This window comes from Pauljensenia sp. UMB3104 (genome assembly GCF_030217285.1).
Taxonomy (GTDB): Bacteria; Actinomycetota; Actinomycetes; order Actinomycetales; family Actinomycetaceae; genus Pauljensenia.
This window is the reverse complement of record NZ_JASONN010000009.1, coordinates 68,184-90,160: the sequence shown is the minus strand read 5'-3', so window position 1 is coordinate 90,160 and position 21,977 is coordinate 68,184. Positions and strand designations below refer to the sequence as shown.

Here is a 21,977-nt window from a genome sequence, read left to right as displayed (position 1 = left end):
TGCCCGGCCACAAGCAGCCGAGACTACTCAGAACAACCCTCTCAAAACAAACGGTCCGAAAAACCCAGACCCCTCCAGGGCTACCTCGAGGTACTACGCATCCGGATAGGTAATCGAGATCCGGATAGGTAATCGAGATCCGGATAGGTAATCGAGATCCGGATAGGTAATGAACATCCGGATAGCTTAATAACCTATCTACATGCGCATAACCTATCCGGATGCGCACAACCTATCCGCATCCGCCCGCCCCGCCCGATTGGAGGCCGCCGCGTGGCCTGCGGAGCCTGGCCGGACAACGAGTCGACGCGCCGAGCGAAGCTCGAGGCGCGGATGGCGGCCGGCGAGCGGGCGGGGCGTGCAGGTGTCGGAGATTAGGCAGGCCTCGTGGCCTGAGATCTGGGGCGCGACCCCACATCTGGTGGTGAGCCCAAGGAGGGCTGAGCGATAAAAAATCGCCGGGACCAAACGGTCCCGGCGATTACCGGTCGGGGTGGCGGGATTTGAACCCACGGCCTCTTCGTCCCGAACGAAGCGCGCTACCAAGCTGCGCCACACCCCGGTGCCGTTCGAGTATAGCGTTTCCTCACCGATAATCCCAAACGGAGATCAAGCAAGCGGCATAAGTGTGTCCCACGCCGCATTGGGCTGGCTGATTGGAGGTAGCCTCTTGCGGAATCTTTGCGACGCGAATGCCCTGGCGACACCGGGTATGCGTATGCGGCGACGCTGCGTATGCGTATGTGGCTACGCCGGGTACACGTGCAGGAGCGAGGCCTCGGGGCGAGTCGCGATACGCACCTTCGCGTAGGGGGACGTCCCCAGGCCCGCCGACACGTGCAGCCACGCCGTCGAGCCCGGTGCCTGCCAGCGTTTCAAGCCCTTCGCGTAGGGGCGCGAAATGTCGCAATTCGTGATGATCGCACCGAACCCCGGAATACCGATCTGGCCGCCGTGCGTGTGCCCCGCGAGAATCAGGTCCGAGCCGACCTCGGTGAGCGCGGAAACGACCCGAGTGTACGGTGCATGCGTCACCCCGAGGCGCAAGACATCGGATGCTCCCCACGACGAGGCCGGAGCGCCCAAGCGATCACGGTAAATGTGTGCGTCATCCGTGCCGAGCAGAGAGACCATGCCCGTGGGTAGGCGGAGCGTGCCCGACGCGTTCGACAGGTCCAGCCATCCAGCCTGGCGCATCTGACGCACCATCGGCAGGAAGGGCAGATCGGGGACCACGCGTACCGGATGCGGCTTCGAACGCGACAGGTAGCGGCTCCAACGCTTAGGGATCGGCGAATAGTAGTCATTCGAACCGAGCACGAACGCGCCCGGGTAGGACAGGAACGGACGGTACGCGTCCATCACCATGTCCAAAGCCTCCGTCGACCCGAAGTTGTCGCCTGTCGCAACCACCATGTCGAAATGCTCCGAGGCGGCCACGTCGGACAAGAACCGCAGCAAAAACTCCTGGCCCTCGAATAGATGCAGGTCCGCGATCTGCAGAATCGTCACCTCGGGCACGTGGGCGCGAACCGGGACCTCGTAGCGCCGCAGCACCGGCATGGTGCGCTCGACCGACCCCCAGGCGAGCGCAGCGCCCCCCGCTGCTAACCCTGCGAGCCCCAGCCCACCCACGAGCGTGCCCGCGGTGCGCAGGAGGCCACGGCCTCGTCGAGTGGACGAGGCCGTGGCCTCCTGAAGCAACGCTGCCGTATCAGTCGTCATCTCAGTGGCTCGGCGACGGCGACGGGTTCGGGGACTGCGAAGGAGCAGGCGTCGGAGTGGTGCCGCGCTGCGGAGTGGACGCGCCGATGTTCGCGTTCGATACGGCCTCTACCGGGGTGCCCGCCAGCGCCTGCGTCATGTAGGGGGCCCAGATGTTCTGGCCGACGTAGGTCTCACCGAAGATCTCGGAGTGGTAGACGCCATTGATGACAACGCCGGACACTTCCTGCGAGGAGTTGTCGCCGTGACCCACCCACGCGGACGTCGCGAGCGACGGCGTGAAGCCCGTCAGCCACGTGTTCGCGTGGCCGTCGGTGGTACCCGACTTCGCGGCGAAGGGGCGGCCGTCGCCCAGGCGCGTCGACGTGTAGTACTGGCCGGCCGACGCCGTCAGCAGTGCGGCCGTCTTGTTTGCGACGTCAGGGGAGATGACCTCCTTGCAGTCCGCTGAGAACTCCTTGAGGACGTTCTCGTTACGGTCGGTCACCGACTCGATGGACTGAGGCGTGCACTGCTGGCCGGAGTTTGCGATCGTCGCGAACACGGACGCCATCTGCAGCGGGGAGCTCGACACGGAACCAAGGATGTTGGCCGGGAAGGGCGCAGGAACCTCACCGTCCTCCGTGACGCCCATGTCATAGGCGGTTTGGAAGATGGAGCAGAAGTCCACACGCGACGCCATGTTGACGAAGGCCTGGTTGACGGACAGGCCCGTCGCGCGCACGACGTTCATGGAGCCGGTCTTGCCTGCGAGGTCGTTGACCTGGTAGCCCTCAGTGGTGATGGCGCGGCCATCACACTTGAAGGATCCGTTGGGGTAGAACGTGTTGTTCGAACCTACGGTCTCGTATGCCGAGTGGCCTTCCTTGAACCACTCCAGGAGGGTGAACACCTTGAAGGTCGAACCAACCTGGAAGTTGCCGTCGGCCGAGTAGTTCGCCATCGTCTGGCCGCTCTCGATGCCGTACGTCGTGTTCTGAGCCATCGCGAGGACCTTGCCGGTGCGCGGATCCAGGGAGACAATCGCGTCGTTCAGGCCGGACGCGTCGCCGACGGGAATCGCGTTCGTCAGGGACGCGTAGGCTGCGCTCTGCTTCGCCGGGTCCAGCGTGGTGCGAATGGTGATGCCCTGCGTCTTGAGCAGGCGCTCGCGCTCGATGCGCGTGGAGCCGAAAGCCGGATCCTCCAGGAACTGCGACAGGACGTAGTCACAGAAGTAAGCCTGCGCGGACGGCGCGCCGGAGCAGCCCTCGGAGGACACCGTCGGATGCAGCATCGACTCGACGCTCGTGGCGACGCCCTGGTCGTACTCCTCCTGCGTGATGACACCCTGCTCGAGCATCGTGGCCAGGACCGTGTTGCGGCGTTCCTGGGCGGCCTCGGGGTGGGTCAGCGGATCGTACTGGACGGGGGACTGAACGAGGCCAGCGAGGAGCGCGGCCTCCAGGTAGTTCAGCTCCGAGGCCGACTTGGAGAAGTAGCGCTGCGAAGCGGCCTCTACGCCGTAGGTGATCGGACCGAAGGGCGCGATGTTGAGGTAGCCCGTGAGGATCTCATCCTTGGACTGGGTCTTTTCCAGTGCCAGCGCGTACTTCATCTCGCGGAGCTTACGCTCGGTGGTCTGCTCGGTCGCCGCGCTCACCTGATCCGCGTCGCCCTCGAGGTAGCCGCGCTCGGCCAGCGAGTTACGCACGTACTGCTGGGTGATCGTGGAGGCGCCCTGGCGTCCGCTGTCGCCCAGGTTGGAGACCAGCGCGCGTGCGATGCCGGTGGCGTCAACGCCGTTGTGCTCGTAGAAGCGCTTGTCCTCAATCGCCACGATCGCCTTCTTCATGACGTCAGCGATGTTGGCGCTGGGCACAACGATGCGCTGCTTGTCGTAGAAGTGCGCGATCACGGCGCCAGACGAATCCAGCAGCTGGGACTCCTCGGCGGGAGCCACCGTCTGCAGATCACCGGGCAGCTCGTTGAAGACGGACGGAACCGACTTCGCGACGAGCGCGGTGGGGCCGGCGACGGGGACAAGCATGCCTGCCCCGACGACGCCCATGAGCGCGGACACGCTCAGGAACGCCAGCAGCAGCGCGAGCAGCTGGGCCGGACGGACAGCGCGAGAGTGAGAGTGCGACATATTCCTAGCTTACGTGGCGGCGTGCTCATCTGGCGTTTGGCGACGCGTGAGAATTGCCTGATGAGTCACGCCTGACGGCCTTGATCGTGGTCGCAGCGTTTGCACCCACAATCGTATGTGTGTATGGTCACAGAAAGGGCTCAAAATACAGTGAAGTGGAGTTCCACGATGTCAACGCAAGGCGACGACCAGAGCTGGGTCGCTCGCGCACTCTGCGCGTCCATCGAACCGGACGTGCTGTTCGTGCAGGGTGCGTCTCAGCGTCAGGTTCGTATGCGCTGCTATGAGTGCGAGGTTCGCCTCGAATGCCTCGCCGACGCGCTTGAGTCCGAAGCCAACTACGGCGTGTGGGGCGGGCTGACAGAGCGGGAGCGCCGCGCGATTTTGCGCCACTATCCGCACGCGGAAAACTGGTTGGAGTGGCTGCGCACCTCCGACGAGTCCCTCGCGCGCGAGCTGCGCAGTCCTCACGTCCCTAAGGTTCTGTCCTTTGTTCGCCCGCAGATGGCAGGTAGGATGGAAGCATGACTAAATGGGAATACTCCACGATTCCGCTGCTCACGCACGCGACGAAAGCAATCCTCGACCAGTGGGGCGCCGACGGGTGGGAACTCGTCCAGGTGATCCCCGGCCCCACGGGCTCGGAGAACCTGGTGGCTTACCTCAAGCGTCCGATTGAGGAAGCTCCCGCCGTTCAGAACTGACGCGCAGTATCCGCGCGCAGACAATCGAATACGACGAGGCCGTGGCTGGCGCGTGCGTTGACCGCACGCGGGCTGCGGCCTCGTTTGTATTGAGGGCAAAGAGCTCGTGCCCGGCACCAGTGGTGCCGGGCCCAAGCCGTGATGAGGTCAGCGAGCGCGACGCGCCAGGCGATCAACGTCGAGGAGGGTCACAGCGCGACCTTCCAGACGGATCCAGCCGCGCGACACGAAGTCGGCCAGAGACTTGTTGACGGTCTCACGGGAGGCGCCGACCAGCTGGGCGAGCTCTTCCTGCGTGAGGTCGTGGGGGACGTGGACGCCCTTATCGGTCGCGGTGCCGAAGCGGTCTGCAAGGTCCAGGAGGGCCTTGGCGACACGGCCGGGAACGTCGGAGAACACGAGATCCGAGAGGGACTCGTTGGTGCGGCGCAGGCGCTGTGCGAGGGCGCGCAGCATGTGCTTGGCCAGGGTGGGGTTGGTGTCGAGCACGTGCATGAGATCCTCGTGCTCGAGGTAGAGGAGGGATGCCGGGGAAACGGCGGTCGCAGTGGTCGAGCGCGGGCCCGGATCGAAGAGCGTGAGCTCACCGATGATCTCTCCGGGGCCCAGGACTGCGAGCAGAGACTCGCGGCCGTCGCTGGAGGTGTGGCCGAGCTTCACCTTGCCCTCGGTCACGATGTAGAGGCGATCGCCGAGATCGCCTTCGTCGAAGAGAGTCTCTCCGCGACGCAGGGTGGTATGACCCATCTTCTGCTGGAGGGACACCTGCTGTGCATCATCAAGGCCACCGAACAGCGGCACCTGGCTGATGAAGTTTCCGTCACCGATCATTGTGCGGAGCTCCTTCCGCTCGTGCCCGATTGCTCGGGCGTTCCGATTTGGACTGCGCAGTGGTTCCCATACGTAATACCGCTCACGAGGAGGTACCGCGCATCACACCATTATGCCCTATCTATCAGGTGAAACGCGTTTCATTTTGCGATTTGTGTGAGCTGTCTAATGAAAAATGCGCTATTTGGCGTGTGCTAAAGCGTGTTCTGACAGAGCGTCAGCCACCGCTTGGGGGGCCTCTTCGGGGAGGAAGTGGCCGGCCTCGCGAATAACGATCTGCGTGAGCGGCGCATCCACGAACTGGGCGTCCGCCGCGTGATCCAGCGTGGACCAGGCGCCATCGTCGCGCCCGACCAGCGAGAGAACGGGCACGCGCAGCGGCTCGGCGAGGATGCGGCGCTCCTCGCGCGAGATCTTGCGCGAGGCGCCGAGGCCACGCAGCGCGGTGTGCGCAGCGAAGGGGCGACGCAACGCGGCCCGGTACGTTCCTGACTGGGAGACGAGGCCATCCACGTTCCCCGGCGAGGCCCACGCGCGATAGACGGTCGTCACGAGTGACCCGGACCGCAGCGCACGTTCGCGTCCCGTGGGCAGCGCGAGGCGTCCCTGCAGCACGCGTCCACCTGCCCACGGCGCCCTGCCGATGACGGGCTGAACGCCGAGCGGATGAGGGGCCGACAGGACGGCCACCGACCGCAGCTCAAGGGGCGCGAGGGCGCCGATCATCCACGCGATCGTGCCCCCGATACCCATACCAGCCACGGAGAAGGAGGCAATGCCGAGGGCGCGTACGACGGCGATGACGTCGTTCGCCATCTGGGTGAGGTCGTAGTCCCCGCGCGTCAGGTCGGAGGTGCCAAAGCCTCGTAAATCGAGGGCGAACACGCGCGACGTCGACTCGGCGAGCGCGGGCAGAACGTCGCGCCATGCCCACCAGTGCTCGGGGAAACCGTGGAGAAGAACGAGCGCATGGTCCATGCCCTCGCCCATGTCGGCAACGTGGAATGCGGCGCCGCCAGCGCTCACGTGCCGGTGGGTCCAGGGACCCTCGAGCTCGATCGCGCTGGCGGGAATCAAAGTCTTCACTTGCGGGCCGCGTCCTTCGCTGCCTTCTTGCGTGCGCGCTTGGAGTAGAAGGCGCCCGCCGGGTTCGTGGCCTCGATCGAGGTGCGCAGAGCCTCCTCGTCGCGGCCGGTGCGGCGCGCCGCGTGCGACACGTACGCCAGGCCAAGGAGCGCCACGCCCAGCAGGACGAAACGGCCCGAGTAGCCGGAAGCCTGCAGGTGGTGCGACAGGTTCGCCCCCAGGGAGCCCGTGTTGGTCAGCGCGGTCAGCGCGGCCAGCGCCGACGTGGCCGTGATGCCGGGGGCCATGACCCACGGCAGGCCAACGATCAGCGTCCCCAGGCCCATCAGCCAGGCGCCCAGCGAGGAGCGGCGCGCCACCATGAACAGGATCGCGGCGATGAGGATCGAACCCAGCAGCTCGCCAAGCGCGAGCATCGAGGCGACGCCCGTGTACATCGGCGCGGCGTCAGCCAGCGTCATGCGCGCCCCCGCGTCGGCGGCCAGGTACCAGCCGACCGGCGTGAGGATGAGGAACAGCAGGAGCGAGAGCCAGTGCGCGCCCGTGCGCGAGGGCATCTCCGTGACCTGCGGGGCGGCGGAGAAGAGCTCGTCGTCCAGTCGGCCGGAGTCGGACTTGTCGCCGCGTGCGGCGGTCGATGCGATCGCGGCCAGGGTCGCGGCCTCGGCGTCCTCGTTGCCCTCACCCAGCAGGGAACGGCGGCGCGGGCGCGCCTCCTCGGCGGCGTCCTGGTCCTCGAAGGAGTACGAGGCCTGGGCGTGCTGGGTGGGCAGCTGGGCTGTCGGCTCGGTGAAGGGGGTGGGATCCGCGGCGGGCTGGTCGACCTCGGCGGAGGCGGCGTCGGTCTCCTCCGACGAGGCCGGGGCGGCCTGGCTGGTGGGCGCGAGTGTCGGGATCGACGGGGTCGTCTCCTCGTCGTCACCGAAGATCATCGATCGGCGCGAGGTGAGCGGGTGCTCGGCGGCGGCGCCACCGACGGCCGAGGTGGTTTCCCCGGCCTCGTCCGCTTCCTTGGCCTCGTCTGCGTCCTTCGATTCCTCGGTGGAATCGACAGCGGAATCCGCGGCACCAGTAGGTTCCGTGGCCTCAGCGTGCTCCTCCGCGTCAGTGGGCTTCTCGGCCTTCGTGACTGCGTCATCCAGGTTCAGGCCCAGCGCCGCAGCTGCCTGCGCGGGCGTCATGACGGGCGTGCGCGTGGGCTCCGGTTCCTCGGGGGTGTCGGTCTCGTCGGACGAGTCCTCGGCCTCGGGCGTGGCGTCCGCTGACGTCGCGTCGTCCTGGCCCGAGGCCTCGGCGCCCTCATCCGTCGAGTGTGCAGATTCCGCGTCGGCCTGGCCGGTCTCAGACTCCTCGTCGGCGGCGCTGGCAGCGGGTTCCTCGTCGGCCGACACGTCCTGCTGATCGGCGGCGTTCTCGGAGGTCTGCGCGGGAGCATCCTGCGCGTTTTCCTCGGAGGAAGCCTCATCCGCGGTGTCGCTACTGTGCGTGCCCTCCGAATCGTTCGCCGTCTCCGCAGGTGCGTCGGCGTCGTCCTGCCCGCCGTCCGCCACCTGAGGCGTCTCCTCGGAAGCAGCCTCGGCCTCGTCCGTGGTGGACACGACCGGGAGGTCGCCCTCGGGGGCGGCGACGACGGGCAGCTCGCCCGTGGAAATCTTGTCCTCGATCGTGGGCTTGAGCGGGGCAGCAGCCGGAACGCGTCCCGTCAGGCCGCCGATTGCGACCGACTCGATCTCGCCCGTGTGGATGGGCTCACTGGACTCGCCGATGATCGCCGACGCGTCGGAATCTTCGCCCGGCAGCTCGATCTCCTCGCCGGTCAGCACCACGTTCTCGCGGTCCTCCTCGGCGCGGTCGCGCTGGACGTCAAACTCGTTCTCGGACATGCTTCCTCCTTATATCTGCCCACATATTACGGTCCGTCAGACCGCTTGCGCGCATTAGCCCTCGGCAGGCCCCTCATTCGTCGATGCGGCCTGCGACGCATCGAGCTTCTTCAAGGCGCGTATCCGCGCCCACAGAACCCCCATCGACGCGCAGCCCGTCGCCATTCCCAGGGCCGCCAGGGGAGGGGCGGCGAGGGAGAAATTCGTGAGGACCGAGGAACCGGGAACGATCACGTTGCCCGTCAGCGACGCCCACACCGGCAAGACCACGTAGCTCGGCAGTACGAGAATCGCCCACGTCGCGATCTGCGTGCCCGTGATCGACCAGCGGGCGCTCACCACCAAGAGGGCGAACGCCAGGCCCGCACCGAGGGCGAACAGCGGAGCGAGGGTGTGGCCCTCGAGGATTCCCTCCAGGCCCATCGCCGCGACGTTCGTCGAATCCGAGGGCGCCGCCCCCACCATCAGCACACCCGCGGCGATCGCGGCCGGGAGCGCGACCGTCGTGCCGAACGCGTGACGGTGCACGCGCGCGAGAGGCATGCGCGTGTCCTTGCCCGCGCGCACCCGCACCGACTTGATCGTTAGCGCACACGCGCCGAGTATGAGGGACAGGCACACCGGGTACATGCACCACAGGACGCCGGCGAGCATGTCTTCGCGGCCCACCGAGGACTTCATGAGCAGCGGCAGGCGTGCCACACCCAGGAACTGCGCGACCCCCACGGCGAGCGACCACACGAAAGTGACGACCATGCCCGCGCTCGACTCCTCGCAGTTGAGCGCGATGAGAGCGAGCAGCAGCGACGCGAGCGCCATGCCGATGAGGCCCTCCACCGAGGCCAGCGGCTGGCCGACGGCGGCCAGCGCCTGCACGTCGACCATCGACGAACCCAGGAACACCAGGGCAACCGGCGCGAAAATGAATGCGAACAACCCCGAGCGCAGGCGCGCGGAGAAGTTTCGATGCTGCAAAAGCGTCATGCCCCTAGTGTAGAGGGGTGAGTATCGAAGCCCTCGTCGACCCCGCGCCCGCCGTGCTGCGAGCGGCCGCCGCCCGTCCCGACGTCGCCTCCGCCATGAACGAGGCGCACGCCGCGCTCGCCGACCTGCGCTTCAGCGAGGGACTGCGCCGAGGCTGGGAGGAGGCCCGCGCCGAGGCCGCCGTCCGCGAGGCCACCGCCCTGTCCATCATCGAGGGTGCCCGCACGAGCGTCGACGACGTGCGCGCCGCGTCCATGGGAGACGAAGGCGGGCCTGCGTCCGATCCGGGAGCTGCCCTCGCGCTGGGGATTTGGCGCTCGCAGTGGAACCTCGCCTCGCGTTTCCCCGCGCTCAACACCCGCTCCCAGGGCGGTGCGCGCGTCGCCCCGACACCCCTGCCGGCGCTGATCGCCGGGCTGCATCGGGATGCCTGCTCCGGTCTGGTGGCCTCCGGCCTCGCTCAGGCGAACGCCGTCGCCCTGCCCACGGACCCCGCCCTGCTGGCCCCCGCCCTCGCGTACGCGTGCAGCGATGCCCCCGCCCTCGCCGTCGCGGCCGCGCTCACCGCCCACTTCCGGTTCCGGCGCGTCTTCGCCCCGGCCTCGTCTGTCGTGGGAAGCGGCCTGGCGCGGTGGATCCTCGTCACGCGCGGTGTCGACCCGACCGGCGTGTGCGTGCCGAGCGCCTACGACGCGCTGGATCCCGCGCGCGCGGGGCGGGAGCTCGCCGGGTGGGTGAGCGCCGACGAGGCCGGCCTGGCCAGGTGGATCACCCACTACTGCGCGGGGATCGTCTACGGGGCCCAGGTGGGGCGCGACGTCGCACGCCACGTGCAGGCGGGCAGACTCTCCTAAATCTGCGCGATTCGTCCGATCCGTCCGATCTGCGCTCGTGTCAGCGGCGCAGCCTCCTAGCGGCGCAGGAGCGCGCAGGCCGCCGCACCCACGGCGACGCCAGCGATGAAGGGAACCGCGACCTTCGCGGGGGTTGGGACCTCGCGCGGCAACACGCGCACCGTGGACGTGAAGGTGAGCGTGGGCCAACCCTCGCGCTGCGCCATCTCGCGCAGGCCGCGGTCCGGGTTAACCGCGTAGGGATGGCCGACGAGGCGCAGGAGCGGCGCGTCCGACACCGAATCCGAATACGCCGAGCACTCCGACAGGTCCCAGCCGCGCGCGCGAGCCAAGGCCTCGCAGGCGTCCGCCTTGCCCTGCGCCTGGTTAAAGTGCGTGATCTCGCCCGTGAAACACCCGTCCTCGTCGACGGCCGCCCGCGAAGCGAGGACCTCATCCGCCCCCAGCATGTGGGCGATCGGGCGCACCACCTGCTCGACCGAGGCCGACGCGATGACGACGACGTCGCCCGCGCGCTTGTGCTGCTCGATGCGCGCGAGCGCCTGTGCGTAGCAGACGGGCTGGATCGTGCGTTCGAGCGCGTCCTCGACCGTGGCCTCGAGGAATGCGGCGTTCCAGCCGCGTCCCATCCGCCCCAGCGCCTGCGCCATCTGCTCCATGCGCGACTCGTCAGCTCCCGTGAGCAGGTAGGGCAGCTGCACGAGGACGGAGGTGATCGCGGTGCGGCGGTTCATGAGCCCGGCCTCGATGAACGGTCCCGAAAGCGCCACGTTCGAGGACGTGTCGAGAATCGTCTTATCCAGGTCGAAAAAGGCCGCGCGTACCATGCGTCTACTCCAGCGTTGGCTCAATCCACAGGGTCCTCCGTCGGGCCCCTTCTATGCACAGGGTGGCATTTCGGGTCTGCGTTGTCCACAGGGGCACGCGCGCGGGTGGACGGGAGGGGTCTCTCAGGCGCAGCGTAGCTGCATGGACATGCATGATGAGACGCACGATGCCGCGAATCGGGGTCCTGTCGCCCTCGTCGGCCTCGCCCCGCCCGACCTGGAGTGCGCCCGTGACACGGTGGAACTCGCCGGGGCGCGGGTGTGCTCGAACCCGGCCAGCGCGCTGCTGGTCCTCGCCTCGCCAGGCGCGCCAGTGCCCGTCGGCGTGCCCTGCGTGCGCGTTGGGGGAGAGGGGCAGGTGAGTCTGCCCGGGGACACGGCGCTCCTCGTCTCCCTCATCGCCGAGGCCTGCCACCGGTGGGCGATGCCTGGCGCGGTGTGGGTGGTCGCCGGGATCTGCGGCGGGGTGGGCACGACGAGCGTCGTGCGGCTGCTGGCCGGGGAGCTCGGGCGTCGGCACGGTTTGCGCGAATGCTGGCGGCGCAGGGCGAGGCGTCGTGAACGCGGGCACGAGCGGGGCGCGATCGTCGTCGATGCGTCCGGGTCGGTGCCCGGGTTTGCTCGCGCCCCCGAGTGCGATGTCCCCGGCGTGCGGTGGGCGGACCTCGACCCGGGGGAGGACTGCTATCTGCCATCGCTGCGCGATCACCTGCCCACTCTGGGTGGGGTGCGGGCCATCGTCGGGGACGCGCGCGGTGGTGCCAGCGCTGACGACCCGCGCGTCGCCGCCGCCTGCCGGTCCCTGCACGCTCCCCTCATCGTGGACGCGGGACGATGGGATGACCGGGCTGCGCGCTGCGCGTCCGCCGTTCACGCGAATGCTCTCGTCCTCGTGACGCGCCCAGACCTGGAGGGTGCCGCGGCGATGGCCGCGAGCCTCGCCTGTCATCCTCCGCCGTGCCCCGCGATCACGCTTGTGTCAACTGGTCGCAGGGGGCGCAGCCCGGGGCTGTCCGCGTGTGCGCCGCGCCCGATCCTGCGCGCGCCGACGCGACCGGGCCGCGATCTGCGTGCTCTCCGCCGGGCCCTCGCCTCCCTCGAACCGACGCCCCTGCGTGGGCGTTCCCTGGCCCGCGACGAGACTGTGCGCCTGGAGGTGGCCCGTGCGTAGCGCCCTGCGACTCCTCGCCCGCGGCACCGCGCCCGCCGGGGCGATCGCCGACACGTCTCGACCCGGCTGCGGCGCGCGCGAGGCCGCCGACGCCCTCGAGACCCTGCGTGCCAGGCAGCGCGGGATGGATCCGCCCCTCGCGCGCCTCCTCGACGACCCGGGCGTCACCGACGTGCTTATCAACGGCGCTCACGCGTGGGCCGAGCGGGGAGGCGGACTCGCGCGCGTCGACGTCGGCATCCACGACGAGGCCGACGCCCGCCACGCCGCGATCCGACTGGCGAGCGCGTGCGGGGCGCGCCTCGACGACGCCAGCCCCATCGCCGACGGCACCCTGCCCGGCGGCGTGCGCCTGCACGCGGTCCTGCCACCCGTCTCCGGGTCGGGAACGCTCATCTCCCTGCGCGTGCTCGGCACGCGTCGGCTGGGAATCGCGGATCTCGAAGCCTGCGGGACACTGCCCGGTGCGCTCGGCCCGCTCCTGCGAGCGCTCGTCGCCTCGCGCGCCAACGTCCTCGTCTCCGGCGCCACCGGCAGCGGCAAAACGACCCTCCTGAGCGCGGCCCTCTCCCTCGTCCCCTCCTCTGAGCGCATCGTGTGCATCGAGGAGGTCGCCGAGGTCGCCCCCGCCCACCCGCACTGCGTCCACCTCGTCGAACGCAAGCCAAACGTAGAGGGACGAGGCGCCGTCACCCTGTCCGACCTCGTGCGCGCGGCCATGCGCATGCGCCCCGACCGCCTCGTCCTGGGTGAATGCCGAGGCCCCGAAGTGCGCGACGTCCTGACCGCCCTCAACACGGGACACGACGGCGGCTGGGCGACCATCCACGCGAACGGGGCGCGCGACGTGCCCGCGCGCCTTTCCGCCCTCGGCGCGCTCGCCGGCATGGGCGAGGAAGCCGTCGCCGCCCAGGCCGCCAGCGCCCTCGACGCCGTCCTTCACATGCGACGATCCCCCTGCGGGCACCGCTGGGTATCCGAGGTCGGGGTGCTGACACGCGCTCGTGGGCCGCTCGAGTGCGCGGTCGCGCTCAGCGTCACAGCCTCCGGACAGGTCACCACTCACGAGGCCTGGGCGTCCCTCGCACGAAAGGCGGGACTATGAGGTGGGGTGCCGATTGGATGGCCGTTCTCGGTGGCGGTCGCGACGTCGTGGAGCACTCGACCGATCGCGCGCTTGCGTGCGTGCTCGTGCTGTGCGCGCTCATGCTGGTGTCTCGTGCGCTCGCGGCCGCCTGGCGCGTCGTGCACGAGCGTCGCATCGTGCGCGCGTGGATGCGCCCTGCCGGTTCTCGTCAATCTGCCGAACGCGCGTGGATGCGCCGCCTGCGCAGACGCCTAGGCAGGGGAGAAAGCGGGAGGCATCGAGGGCGCGCCTGCGGCGTGCCTCAGGCGCGCGAGCTCTCCCTCCTGGTCGCCGAGGTGGCGACGCGGCTGCGCGCGGGAGCCCCGACCTCCGCCGCCTGGGGCCTCGCGTTGGCGCGCATCGGCGTGGGCGGAATCGTGCCTGAAAGCGCGTCCTACCCGCCCATCCTCGACGAATGGGCGCGAGAGCCGCCGCGGTGGGAGCTCCCCGTGCGCGCCCGGGCCCCAGACGCGGCCGCTCGTCGCACCGCCGCCTCCGTCGCCCTGGCCTGCCGATTCAGCCACGGCCTCGGCGCGCCTATGGCCGACATCCTCGACGCCATCGGGGACAGTATCGATGACGCCCAGTCCGTCGCGGAAGCGCGCCGCGTCGCCTCCGCCGGTCCCCTCATGTCCGCGCGAGTCCTCGCCGCGCTTCCCCTCGTCGGAATCGTGAGCGCGCTCGCCCTGGGCGCCTCGCCCTGGCAGTTCTACACGGGAGTGACCGTCGGGAGAATCTGCGCGCTGCTCGGCGCGGCCGCCTGGGTGGTCGGCATCGCATCGTGCCGCCGGATCCTCGCGCGAGCCCGATCTGTCGACGAGGACACGGACCCCGCCCTGGCCTGCGACCTCGTCGCCGCCGGCCTCGCCTGCGGGGCCGCGATCCCGCGCGTCCTCGACGCCCTGGCCACTGCCTGCGCGCGAGAATCCCTCGCGTGGACGGCTCAAGCCCTGCGGCTCGGCGTCCCATGGGACGAGGCCTGGGAAGAGACGCCGGAGTGGGCGCACCCGCTGCGCGACGCCCTCGAATCGTCCTGGACCAGCGGAAACGCACCCGAAACGATGCTCGCGAGCAGCGCCTCGTGGGAACGCCGGGCCCGCCTGGCGGAGGCGAAAACACGCGCCGAAGAACTCAGCGTCCGACTCGTCGGGCCACTGGGCGCCTGCTTCCTCCCCGCATTCCTCGCGCTCGGGATTGCGCCCCTGCTCGCCACCCTCACCGGTGGCCTCAACATGTAGGCGTTATCCACAGGGCTTTGTGGCGCTCGTGAGTTATCCACAGGGGTCCGAATCCGCATGGAATCGGGGCAGGTGCGGCGCGCACACTGGCCACACGCGTCGATAGGCGCGCAGATGAAAGGACAGATCAATGATGATTATCGACAGAATCGAATCCGCGGCCACGCGCGCTCAGCTCGCTGCGATGAGCGCCCTGCAGGACGCGGCCCATCACATGACGGCGGGCCGGGGAGGGGAATCCCACGCGGACCCGGTCGATCCGGAAGAGGGAGCCACCACCGTGGAGTACGCGATCGGGACCATCGCGGCCGCAGGATTTGCGGGACTCCTCATCGTGATCCTCAAATCGGACGCCGTGCGCGCCGCCCTGGAATCCATCATCCAGGAGGCGCTGAACACCCGATGAAGAGCTGCGATCACGGATACGTCACCGTCGAGCATGCCATCGGATTCCTCGCCGTCACGGCCGTCATCGGCGTCATCGTCGCGGTCGCGCAGGCCGGATTGACGGGGGCATCCCTGTGCCAGGCAGTGCGCGAGGGGGCGCGGGCCGCCTCGATCGGGCAGGGGGATCCGCAGGCGGCGGCATCGGCCGCGTACGCCCCCGGCTCCTACGCGGTGAGCCGAGCCGACGGCTGGGTGAGTGTCACCGGCACCGCCCCCTACCGCGGCGCCGCCGGTTGGGTCGGGGGTGTGGCTCGATGCTCGGTGACGACCATCGACGAGGGGGCCCTGCCGTGATCCCCGAACAGGGGGCGGCTACCGCTGGGAGCGACCGTCAGGGGGCGGCTACCCCTGGGAGCGACCGTCAGGGGGCAGCCACCGCTGGGAGCGACCCTGAGGGAGCGGGCGATCCGCGCGCGTTGTGCGGGGAGCACGGATCGGGGACCATCAACTCCGTAGCCCTGATCCTCCTCGCGCTCGCGCTCGCTGTGGTCCTCGGCGGGGTGGGCACCGCGCACCGCGAGCAGGCGCGCCTGCAGGCCGTCGCCGACCTGGCGGCGTTAGCAGGCGCCGAACAATCGGCAACGGCACCCTGGGAGGACGTGGGAGAACGCCCATGCGCGGCCGCCTCCTCCGTCGCCGCGGCGAACGGAGTCGCACTCCAATCCTGCGACGTGCGAGGCAGTGATTGTCTCGTCGTTGCCACGCAGAGCGTCAGAATCGCCGGAATATCAACGATCCTGCACGCGAACGCGCGAGCCGGACCCGGAAGCTGAGAAATTCTCAGGAAATTGCCAGCTTCGTTCAATGGTTCCCACAGGTGAGGTCCGTACATTAACAGTCATCAAGCCAAGGGCGACACCCACCAAGGGTGAGCCGAGAAAGGGAGCGCATCGGAAGACTTGCACTGTGTTGATGGGATACTCGAAGGGGTCGGCCTCAGGGTCGGCCCCTTCGAGTATCTACGGTGTGGGGTCGAGCCTTGCGTGAGTATCTTCGGTGCGGGTTCGGGTGTCTTCAGCACATGGACGAGCCGTCCACGAGTGACGGCGGTGCGAGTGCGCCTCTCACGCCCCCGGCGCGCGCTCTTGGAGATAGGTGAGCAGCGTGATCGCGCCCTGTTTGGACAGGGGTTCGTTGCCGTTGCCGCACTTGGGGGATTGGACGCAGCGCGGGCATCCGGATTCGCAGTCGCAGGAGGAGACGGCTTCGAGGGTCGCGGCCACCCACGCCCGCGCGCTCTTGAAGCCGGCGAGCACGTGCCCGGCGCCGCCTCGGAACGCGTCGTGAATAAACACGGTGGGTGCGCCCGTGTCGTCGTGCAGTTCGGTGGACAGGCCGCCCAGGTCCCAGCGGTCGCAGGTCGCGACGACGGGCAGGATCCCGATCATCGCGTGTTCGGTCGCGTGCAGCGTGCCCGCCAGGTCCGCGGCCTCGATCCCCATCGCGGCTAGCGCCGCCGGGGTGAGCGTGAACCACGTGGACTTCGTGGGCAGCGTGTGGGTGGGCAGGAAGAGCTCGATGTTGCGGATGAACTCGAGCCCGGGCAGGCGCAGCAGATCATAGTCGGTGACCCGCGTCGACACGTTTGTCGGCCCGTGATGCCAGGTGACCGTGCCGTCCCCGCACACGTACGTCTCGTCGATGGCGCACACCTCGACGCTCGTGTGGGTCGCCGAGCGCGTGCGCAGGGGAGTGCGCACCTCCTCGACCAGGGCGACGCGCGCGTCGTCTGCCCGCGCGGGCGGGATGATGATCGACGAGGCCTGGGCCCCCTCCCGCTCCCCGCCCCCGAGGTGGTCCGTTCCCTGGGTGCCGGCCCCGGCCTCGGGAAGGAGGGCGCGCGGCCATCCCTGGGCGGCGGGTGCGGCGGGCGTGGTGAGGGAGGTGAGGCTCAGGACGTGGAAGGTGCGCCCCTGGTGGATGTAGATGGCGCCGGGGAAGACGTGGGCGTCGGCGGAGGCCTGGTCGATCGTGCCGATGACGGTGCCGGTGGCCGAGTCGACGATCTGGACGTCTCCGGCTGCGCCGCGCAGGTCGGTGAGGTCGCTGGGGCGCTCGGGTCTGGTGGCATCCCAGAAGTATCCGGCGGGTCGGCGCTTGAGGTAGCCGTCGGCGACGAGGCGCTCGGTCACGCCTCGCAGTTCCGGGCCAAAGTAAGTGATATCGGACGGCGTGATCGGTATTTCGGCGGCCGCGGCGGCGACGTGCGGGGCCAGCACCCACGGGTTGGAGGGGTCGATGACGGAGGCCTCGACCTCGCCGAGAATATGCTCGGGGTGGCGCACCAGGTACGCGTCCAGCGGGTTGTCCGACGCGATGAGGACGGACGTGCCCGGCGCGCCCGCGCGACCCGCGCGACCGATCTGCTGGCGCAGGGACGCGCGCGTGCCCGGCCAACCGACCGTGATCGTCGCGTCCAGGCCCGAGATATCCAGGCCCATCTCGAGCGCCGACGTCGTCGCGAGCGCCCGCACCCCTCCCGTGCGGATCGCCTCCTCGAGCGCCCGGCGCTCCTCGGGCAGGTAGCCGCCGCGATATGCGCCCACCCGGCCCGCGTTCGCGGAACCACGCGCCGAGAGGCGATCGCGCACCTGAGCGGCCACGGCCTCGGCCCCCGCGCGCGAGCGCACGAAGGCGAGCAGGCGCGCCCCCTCCTCGACGAAGGCGGTGGCCAGGTTGGCTGCCTCGACCCCGGCGCTGCGCCGCACGATCGGGACCTTGAGGGTGGCCGTGCCGGGTGGCGTGTCGAGGGCCTCCAGGAACGAGGAAATGTCGACCTCGGACTCGTCGGCCATGACGGCGCCCTGCCACAGGACCAGCTCGTGGGCGCCCGCCGGCGAGCCGTCCTCGGTGATCGCGACCGCGTCGCGCCCCGTCAGCGCGCGCCCGACAGACCCAGCGTCGCGCACGGTCGCGCTCAGCATGACGACCCGCGGATCCGCGCCCAAGTGGTGGGCGACGCGCAGCAGACGACGCACGACCAGCGCAATGTGCGAGCCAGTCACGCCTCGCCAATGGTGGGCCTCGTCGATGACGATGAGGCGCAGCGAGGCCAGGAACCGCGACCAGCGCTGGTGCGATGGCAACATCACGTAGTGCAGGAAATCCGGGTTCGACAGGATCAGGTCAGCGCCCGCGCGAGCCCACTCCTTCGCCTCGCGCGGCGTGTCCCCGTCCACGGTCGTCGCGCGCACGCGGCGCAGCCTCTCATCGACGAGGCCTTGGCTTTGTTCCGCGTCTGCGCTCGCCTGCGCGTCGGCGGGTTTGTCGTCCTGGCCGAGCAGCGCCATGAGCGAGGCCAGCTGATCCGCCGCCAGAGCCTTCGTCGGAGCCAGATACAGGGCCGTCGGACGGCGATGAATCGCGGAAATACGCGACGAATCCTCGGCCTCCACCAGGTCGGACAGGATCGGCGTCCACGCGGCCAGAGACTTGCCCGACCCGGTCCCAGTCGCGAGCACGACGTCGCGGCCCTCGCGCAGCGCATCCAAGGCCTCGCGCTGATGAATCCACGGGTGCTCCACGCCCCGGCGCGCCCACGCGTCCACGACCGCGGGGCTGACCCACTGCGGCCAATCCGCGATCCGCCCCTTCCTCCCCGGCAGCGTCATGTGGCCGAGCAGCCGATCATCCCCCGCGCTCAGGCGCTCCAAGACCGCCAGCAGGTCGGCGGGGGAGAGAGACGAGGCGAGGTCCGGCGCGGCAGCGGTGCTCGATGGCACCCGATCATCCGCCTCACCTCGAGGTGACGCCGACTTCCCTGTGTCCGGGTCAAGGCGCGCGTGCTCGCGTGAACCCGCCCCGGCCTCGTGCGAGTCGGGAGAAGCGCAGCGATCAGCGTTCATCCGCGCCCGGATTCACCGAGCCCCAGAGCCTCGGAGGCGGACTCCTTCACGTACTGGATCGCCGCGATACCCGTCGAAATACCCGACGAAATAGCGTCACGCAGCTGCACATCCGACAGGCCAGCCTCCGTGTCCACCACGAAATCCGCGTACACGCCCAGCGTCCCCTCCGGCGACGTCGACGTGTACACCGTCGGGAAATACTTCTCGCGATTCCAATTGTCCGCGGTCGCGAACAGAGCGGGCTCCGCGCTCTCCGCCGGCAGATCCGACTCCCACAGCGCGCGAATCGACAGGAAACGCCCCGCCGTATCGAAGGACACCAGGAACGGAACATCATCGAAAATCGCGCCCGCAGCGTGACCCTTCTCGATCACATCCAGCCCATAGCCCATCTCGCGCACGGCCTGAACGACCCGCTCAAAATCAGCCGGGTAAGGGGTCACCTCATCCTCGGGAACCACGTACGGAACGTTCACAGCGAAGCCTCCCGACCCTGGGAATCCCAATCCACGAACCCGGGCAACGTCACCTCAAGATCCGCGAAAAAACCCATAATCATCGACATCGACGTCTCAAAGAAATTATCCAACTGCGCCTGAGTGAGCCCCGACATCACCACGACGTTGCATTCCGCGATCAAGCCATACTGCGAGCCATCCTCCAGGGGAGCCAGGTACGCCTTCGGGCCCGTGCGGGTCGAATTGCAGGCCGCAACCTCGCGGGCCAGCTCGCCGAACTGCTCAGGCGTGCGCGCAATCCCGCGCCACTGAGCGCGCAACTGCAGAATCTGAGGGTTCGTCGCATTCCAGAAAAACGCGGCATTCGGCGTCAAATACGCCAGCTCGCCCTCGTTGTAGTCGCCGAAACGCACATCGCGAGAACGCAACAAGTCCCGAATACGATCGGTGCTGACAGGTGAAGATGCAGCCACTGACAACTCCCGCGTGACACGTATGGATCGGACACCCCCACTGTAACCGAGGCCTCTGTCCCGCGCGCGCCCACCTTGTCTGACAACTTTCGTGCGCGTGCCGGCCAGGGGCGTGCCGCGCATGCAGACCCGGGGCGCCGTGTGTTCCCCCTGGTGTACACCGTATGTGCCACTGCCCGGGACGAGGCCTCGGGTAGGTGCGCTTTCCACCACCGCTGTGTGCTTGCCTTCGATTCGCATCAAACCTTGCTTCAAACCCGAACCAATCCACACGCCCGCCCCCCACTCCACTACAGTGGAGGCGGAATACGCTATCGACACGAACGGAGGACACCATGGACGACCCCAACGCCGCCCTGCCCTCCGACCCGACCGTCGATGAGTCCTACACCAAAGGCTCACGCCCCGTGCGCCCCCGCAAACGCTCGTCGGCACCCGCCGACGCCACCGGCCGCGCGCCCCGCGAGGACAGCGCCCCCGCGACCCAGCGCGCCACCCGAGGGCGCACCCCCAGCCCCGCACCCGCCGACACGCCTGCGGCGGACGGGCCCCGGCCTCGTCGCCTCACCTCCGACTCCTGGTATCGACGCAAGCTCGCCCGACGCCTCGGCGGCGTCGCCACCTGCCTGGCGCTGACGATGCTCATCAGCCACGTCGCGCTCGCAACCGCGCCCGGGCAAGTCCTCGACACCATCCTCATGGAAGGCACCATGCGCTCCGCGAGCCGCTACGAAGCCTTCTCCACGCTCATCACCGGCATCGTGTCCGTGCCCGTCATGGTCGCAGCCGGCCTCGTCGTCGCCCTCGTCGCCGCAGCCAGACGCCGACCCACCCTCGCCGGGCGCGCCCTCGGCGCCGTCATCGGCGCAAACGTCACGACCCAAATCCTCAAGGACTACATCCTCACCCGCCCCAACCTCGGCGTCACCACGGGCGCCGGCAACTCCCTGCCCTCCGGGCACACGACCGTCGCCGTCACCCTCTCGCTCGCCCTCATCGTCGTCGCCCCCCAATGGTTCCGCAGCCCATCCGCGTGGATCGGGTGGGCGTGGACATCGCTCATGGGCGTGTCCGTCATGATGGAAGGCTGGCACCGGCCCTCCGACGTCATCACCGCGGTCCTCATCGCGGGCGCGTGGGCGCTCGCCCTCTCACCCATCGAACGGCGGCCCCGGCACGGCGCGAAAGTCCAACGCGTCATGATGTGGGCGAGCGTCGGGCTCATCGTCATCGCGCTGCTGGCCACCGGCGCCGCCATGTGGGGCTTCAGCATGTCCGCCGCGTCCCCCGGATCCGGATACGGCTTCGAGGACTTCCTGCAGGTGCGCCCCTGGCGATCCCGCGTCCTCGGTGTCGCAGCCGTCGCGTGGGTGAGCGCCGTGTGCGGCCTCATCATGCACCAGGTCGACCGGCTCGCGGGCGAGTAAATCCGGCTGATCTGGCATCCCGCCTGACGTGCGGTCTTGCTTGTGGTGCCGCTTTATGTGCCTGGTCGGGCCGGGCTGCTTGGTGTGCGCGTGGGCGGCGGCCCGCCCGCGAGCCGTCCGCGCCGCGAGCTTCGCTCGGCGCGTCGTCTCGAAGCCCGGCCAGGCCCTGCCACCGCCCACGCGCACCGCAGCCAGGCCCCGCGGCCTGCCATCGTGACCTGCCACCGCGTCCTGGCCCGTCGGCCCAGCAATTTCGCATGCAATTCCCCTTTGGCTATTTCAAACTTTGAATTCATATCGTTGGAATTGCAACGTTTTCAGATGTTTTTGAAACTTCATTCAATCGAATTACGTGCGATTTTTGCCGAGTGTTGGCCCTGCCGCCCACCGGCACCGCGGCCAGGACGTGCATGCGGTACAAAGTTCTCCCTGCTCGGGTTGTTGGTGGCTCGAGCGGTACAAAGTTCTCCCTGCTGGCGTCAAATGCCCCAAAATCGGCCTTTTTCGGTGTGCTGGGAGAGTTTTGTACCGGTTCGACCCGCGAGGGCTGCGAACAGGGAGAGTTTTGTACCGGGCCGTCGAATCAGGTGCGCAGGGCCGGTTTCGCGAAACCACCGGAACCACTGCGGATTACCAGTTTGCTGCCGACAGGCATCGGACGTCGTGACGTAACTAGCCCCACATGACTCTAGCGGTGGATAATGGCGGCGGGTTATCGAGCTGCTGACTTGGCGGGCAGTGGCCCCGCCGTCGGCGCCCCAACC

20 protein-coding genes and 1 tRNA gene are annotated in these 21,977 nt (G+C 68.8%); 10 read left to right on the top strand and 11 right to left on the bottom strand.

The features are described from left to right. Positions 1 to 488: 488 nt before the first annotated feature. From QP415_RS06290 to QP415_RS06280, 3 genes are all read right to left on the bottom strand, one after another. Positions 489 to 562 (bottom strand) — tRNA-Pro (locus QP415_RS06290). A 185-nt stretch (positions 563 to 747) separates the two neighbouring features. Further along, a complete protein-coding gene (locus QP415_RS06285; RefSeq protein WP_285099430.1) occupies positions 748 to 1,725 on the bottom strand; it encodes a metallophosphoesterase in 978 nt (325 codons plus the stop codon). 1 nt (position 1,726) lies between these two features. Continuing rightward, positions 1,727 to 3,856: a transglycosylase domain-containing protein gene (locus QP415_RS06280; RefSeq protein ID WP_285099428.1), complete on the bottom strand. Its 2,130-nt coding sequence runs from the start codon at positions 3,854 to 3,856 to the stop codon at positions 1,727 to 1,729. A 168-nt stretch (positions 3,857 to 4,024) separates the two neighbouring features. On the opposite strand from QP415_RS06280, the gene QP415_RS06275 reads away from it, so the two are divergent. After that, a complete protein-coding gene (locus QP415_RS06275; protein ID WP_016460571.1) occupies positions 4,025 to 4,384 on the top strand; it encodes a WhiB family transcriptional regulator in 360 nt (119 codons plus the stop codon). Next, positions 4,381 to 4,560, top strand: a complete 180-nt coding sequence (locus tag QP415_RS06270) for a DUF4177 domain-containing protein (RefSeq protein ID WP_003791133.1) — start codon at positions 4,381 to 4,383, stop codon at positions 4,558 to 4,560. Before QP415_RS06275 ends, QP415_RS06270 begins: the two co-directional genes overlap by 4 nt. Positions 4,561 to 4,707: 147 nt before the next feature. Here QP415_RS06270 and QP415_RS06265 read toward each other — a convergent pair whose 3' ends face one another. The 4 genes from QP415_RS06265 to QP415_RS06250 all read right to left on the bottom strand — a co-directional run bounded on the left by QP415_RS06265 (position 4,708) and on the right by QP415_RS06250 (position 9,344). Beyond that, on the bottom strand, positions 4,708 to 5,391 hold the full coding sequence (locus QP415_RS06265) for a Crp/Fnr family transcriptional regulator (protein ID WP_003791132.1): 684 nt from the start codon (positions 5,389 to 5,391) through the stop codon (positions 4,708 to 4,710). Positions 5,392 to 5,571: 180 nt separating this feature from the next. Further along, complete coding sequence (locus tag QP415_RS06260) at positions 5,572 to 6,477, bottom strand: alpha/beta fold hydrolase (protein ID WP_048677438.1); 906 nt, start codon at positions 6,475 to 6,477, stop codon at positions 5,572 to 5,574. Continuing rightward, positions 6,474 to 8,360, bottom strand: coding sequence for a hypothetical protein (locus tag QP415_RS06255; RefSeq protein WP_285099425.1), 1,887 nt, complete (start codon positions 8,358 to 8,360; stop codon positions 6,474 to 6,476). The genes QP415_RS06260 and QP415_RS06255 overlap by 4 nt, the downstream gene beginning before the upstream one ends. Positions 8,361 to 8,414: 54 nt before the next feature. Continuing rightward, a complete protein-coding gene (locus QP415_RS06250) occupies positions 8,415 to 9,344 on the bottom strand; it encodes a hypothetical protein (RefSeq protein ID WP_285099423.1) in 930 nt (309 codons plus the stop codon). A 17-nt stretch (positions 9,345 to 9,361) separates the two neighbouring features. Between QP415_RS06250 and QP415_RS06245 the strand changes: the two genes are divergently transcribed. Further along, positions 9,362 to 10,198: a hypothetical protein gene (locus tag QP415_RS06245; RefSeq protein WP_016460567.1), complete on the top strand. Its 837-nt coding sequence runs from the start codon at positions 9,362 to 9,364 to the stop codon at positions 10,196 to 10,198. A gap of 56 nt (positions 10,199 to 10,254) precedes the next feature. Here the strand turns inward: QP415_RS06245 and QP415_RS06240 are convergent, their stop codons facing one another. Next, positions 10,255 to 11,025, bottom strand: coding sequence for an HAD family hydrolase (locus QP415_RS06240; RefSeq protein ID WP_016460566.1), 771 nt, complete (start codon positions 11,023 to 11,025; stop codon positions 10,255 to 10,257). A 142-nt stretch (positions 11,026 to 11,167) separates the two neighbouring features. Between QP415_RS06240 and QP415_RS06235 the strand changes: the two genes are divergently transcribed. From QP415_RS06235 to QP415_RS06210, 6 genes are all read left to right on the top strand, one after another. After that, positions 11,168 to 12,196 (top strand): hypothetical protein, encoded by a 1,029-nt coding sequence (locus QP415_RS06235; protein WP_285099420.1) that lies wholly within the window; start codon positions 11,168 to 11,170, stop codon positions 12,194 to 12,196. Next, positions 12,189 to 13,301 (top strand): TadA family conjugal transfer-associated ATPase, encoded by a 1,113-nt coding sequence (locus QP415_RS06230; RefSeq protein WP_285099418.1) that lies wholly within the window; start codon positions 12,189 to 12,191, stop codon positions 13,299 to 13,301. Before QP415_RS06235 ends, QP415_RS06230 begins: the two co-directional genes overlap by 8 nt. After that, entirely contained in the window at positions 13,298 to 14,560 is a 1,263-nt protein-coding gene (locus QP415_RS06225; RefSeq protein ID WP_285099417.1) for a type II secretion system F family protein, read from the top strand. The genes QP415_RS06230 and QP415_RS06225 overlap by 4 nt, the downstream gene beginning before the upstream one ends. Positions 14,561 to 14,690: 130 nt before the next feature. After that, positions 14,691 to 14,966, top strand: a complete 276-nt coding sequence (locus QP415_RS06220) for a DUF4244 domain-containing protein (protein WP_048677433.1) — start codon at positions 14,691 to 14,693, stop codon at positions 14,964 to 14,966. After that, on the top strand, positions 14,963 to 15,301 hold the full coding sequence (locus tag QP415_RS06215; RefSeq protein ID WP_048677432.1) for a TadE/TadG family type IV pilus assembly protein: 339 nt from the start codon (positions 14,963 to 14,965) through the stop codon (positions 15,299 to 15,301). Before QP415_RS06220 ends, QP415_RS06215 begins: the two co-directional genes overlap by 4 nt. Continuing rightward, entirely contained in the window at positions 15,298 to 15,780 is a 483-nt protein-coding gene (locus tag QP415_RS06210) for an Rv3654c family TadE-like protein (RefSeq protein ID WP_336619997.1), read from the top strand. Before QP415_RS06215 ends, QP415_RS06210 begins: the two co-directional genes overlap by 4 nt. 291 nt (positions 15,781 to 16,071) lie before the next feature. On the opposite strand, the gene QP415_RS06205 is transcribed toward QP415_RS06210, so the two are convergent. From QP415_RS06205 to QP415_RS06195, 3 genes are all read right to left on the bottom strand, one after another. Beyond that, a complete protein-coding gene (locus QP415_RS06205) occupies positions 16,072 to 18,651 on the bottom strand; it encodes a DEAD/DEAH box helicase (RefSeq protein ID WP_285099436.1) in 2,580 nt (859 codons plus the stop codon). 197 nt (positions 18,652 to 18,848) lie between these two features. After that, positions 18,849 to 19,331 (bottom strand): YbjN domain-containing protein, encoded by a 483-nt coding sequence (locus tag QP415_RS06200; RefSeq protein WP_285099414.1) that lies wholly within the window; start codon positions 19,329 to 19,331, stop codon positions 18,849 to 18,851. Next, positions 19,328 to 19,786, bottom strand: coding sequence for a YbjN domain-containing protein (locus QP415_RS06195; RefSeq protein WP_016460557.1), 459 nt, complete (start codon positions 19,784 to 19,786; stop codon positions 19,328 to 19,330). Before QP415_RS06195 ends, QP415_RS06200 begins: the two co-directional genes overlap by 4 nt. A 335-nt stretch (positions 19,787 to 20,121) precedes the next feature. Here QP415_RS06195 and QP415_RS06190 point away from each other — a divergent pair, with 335 nt between their 5' ends. Then, on the top strand, positions 20,122 to 21,213 hold the full coding sequence (locus QP415_RS06190) for a phosphatase PAP2 family protein (RefSeq protein WP_285099413.1): 1,092 nt from the start codon (positions 20,122 to 20,124) through the stop codon (positions 21,211 to 21,213). Positions 21,214 to 21,977: the final 764 nt, after the last annotated feature.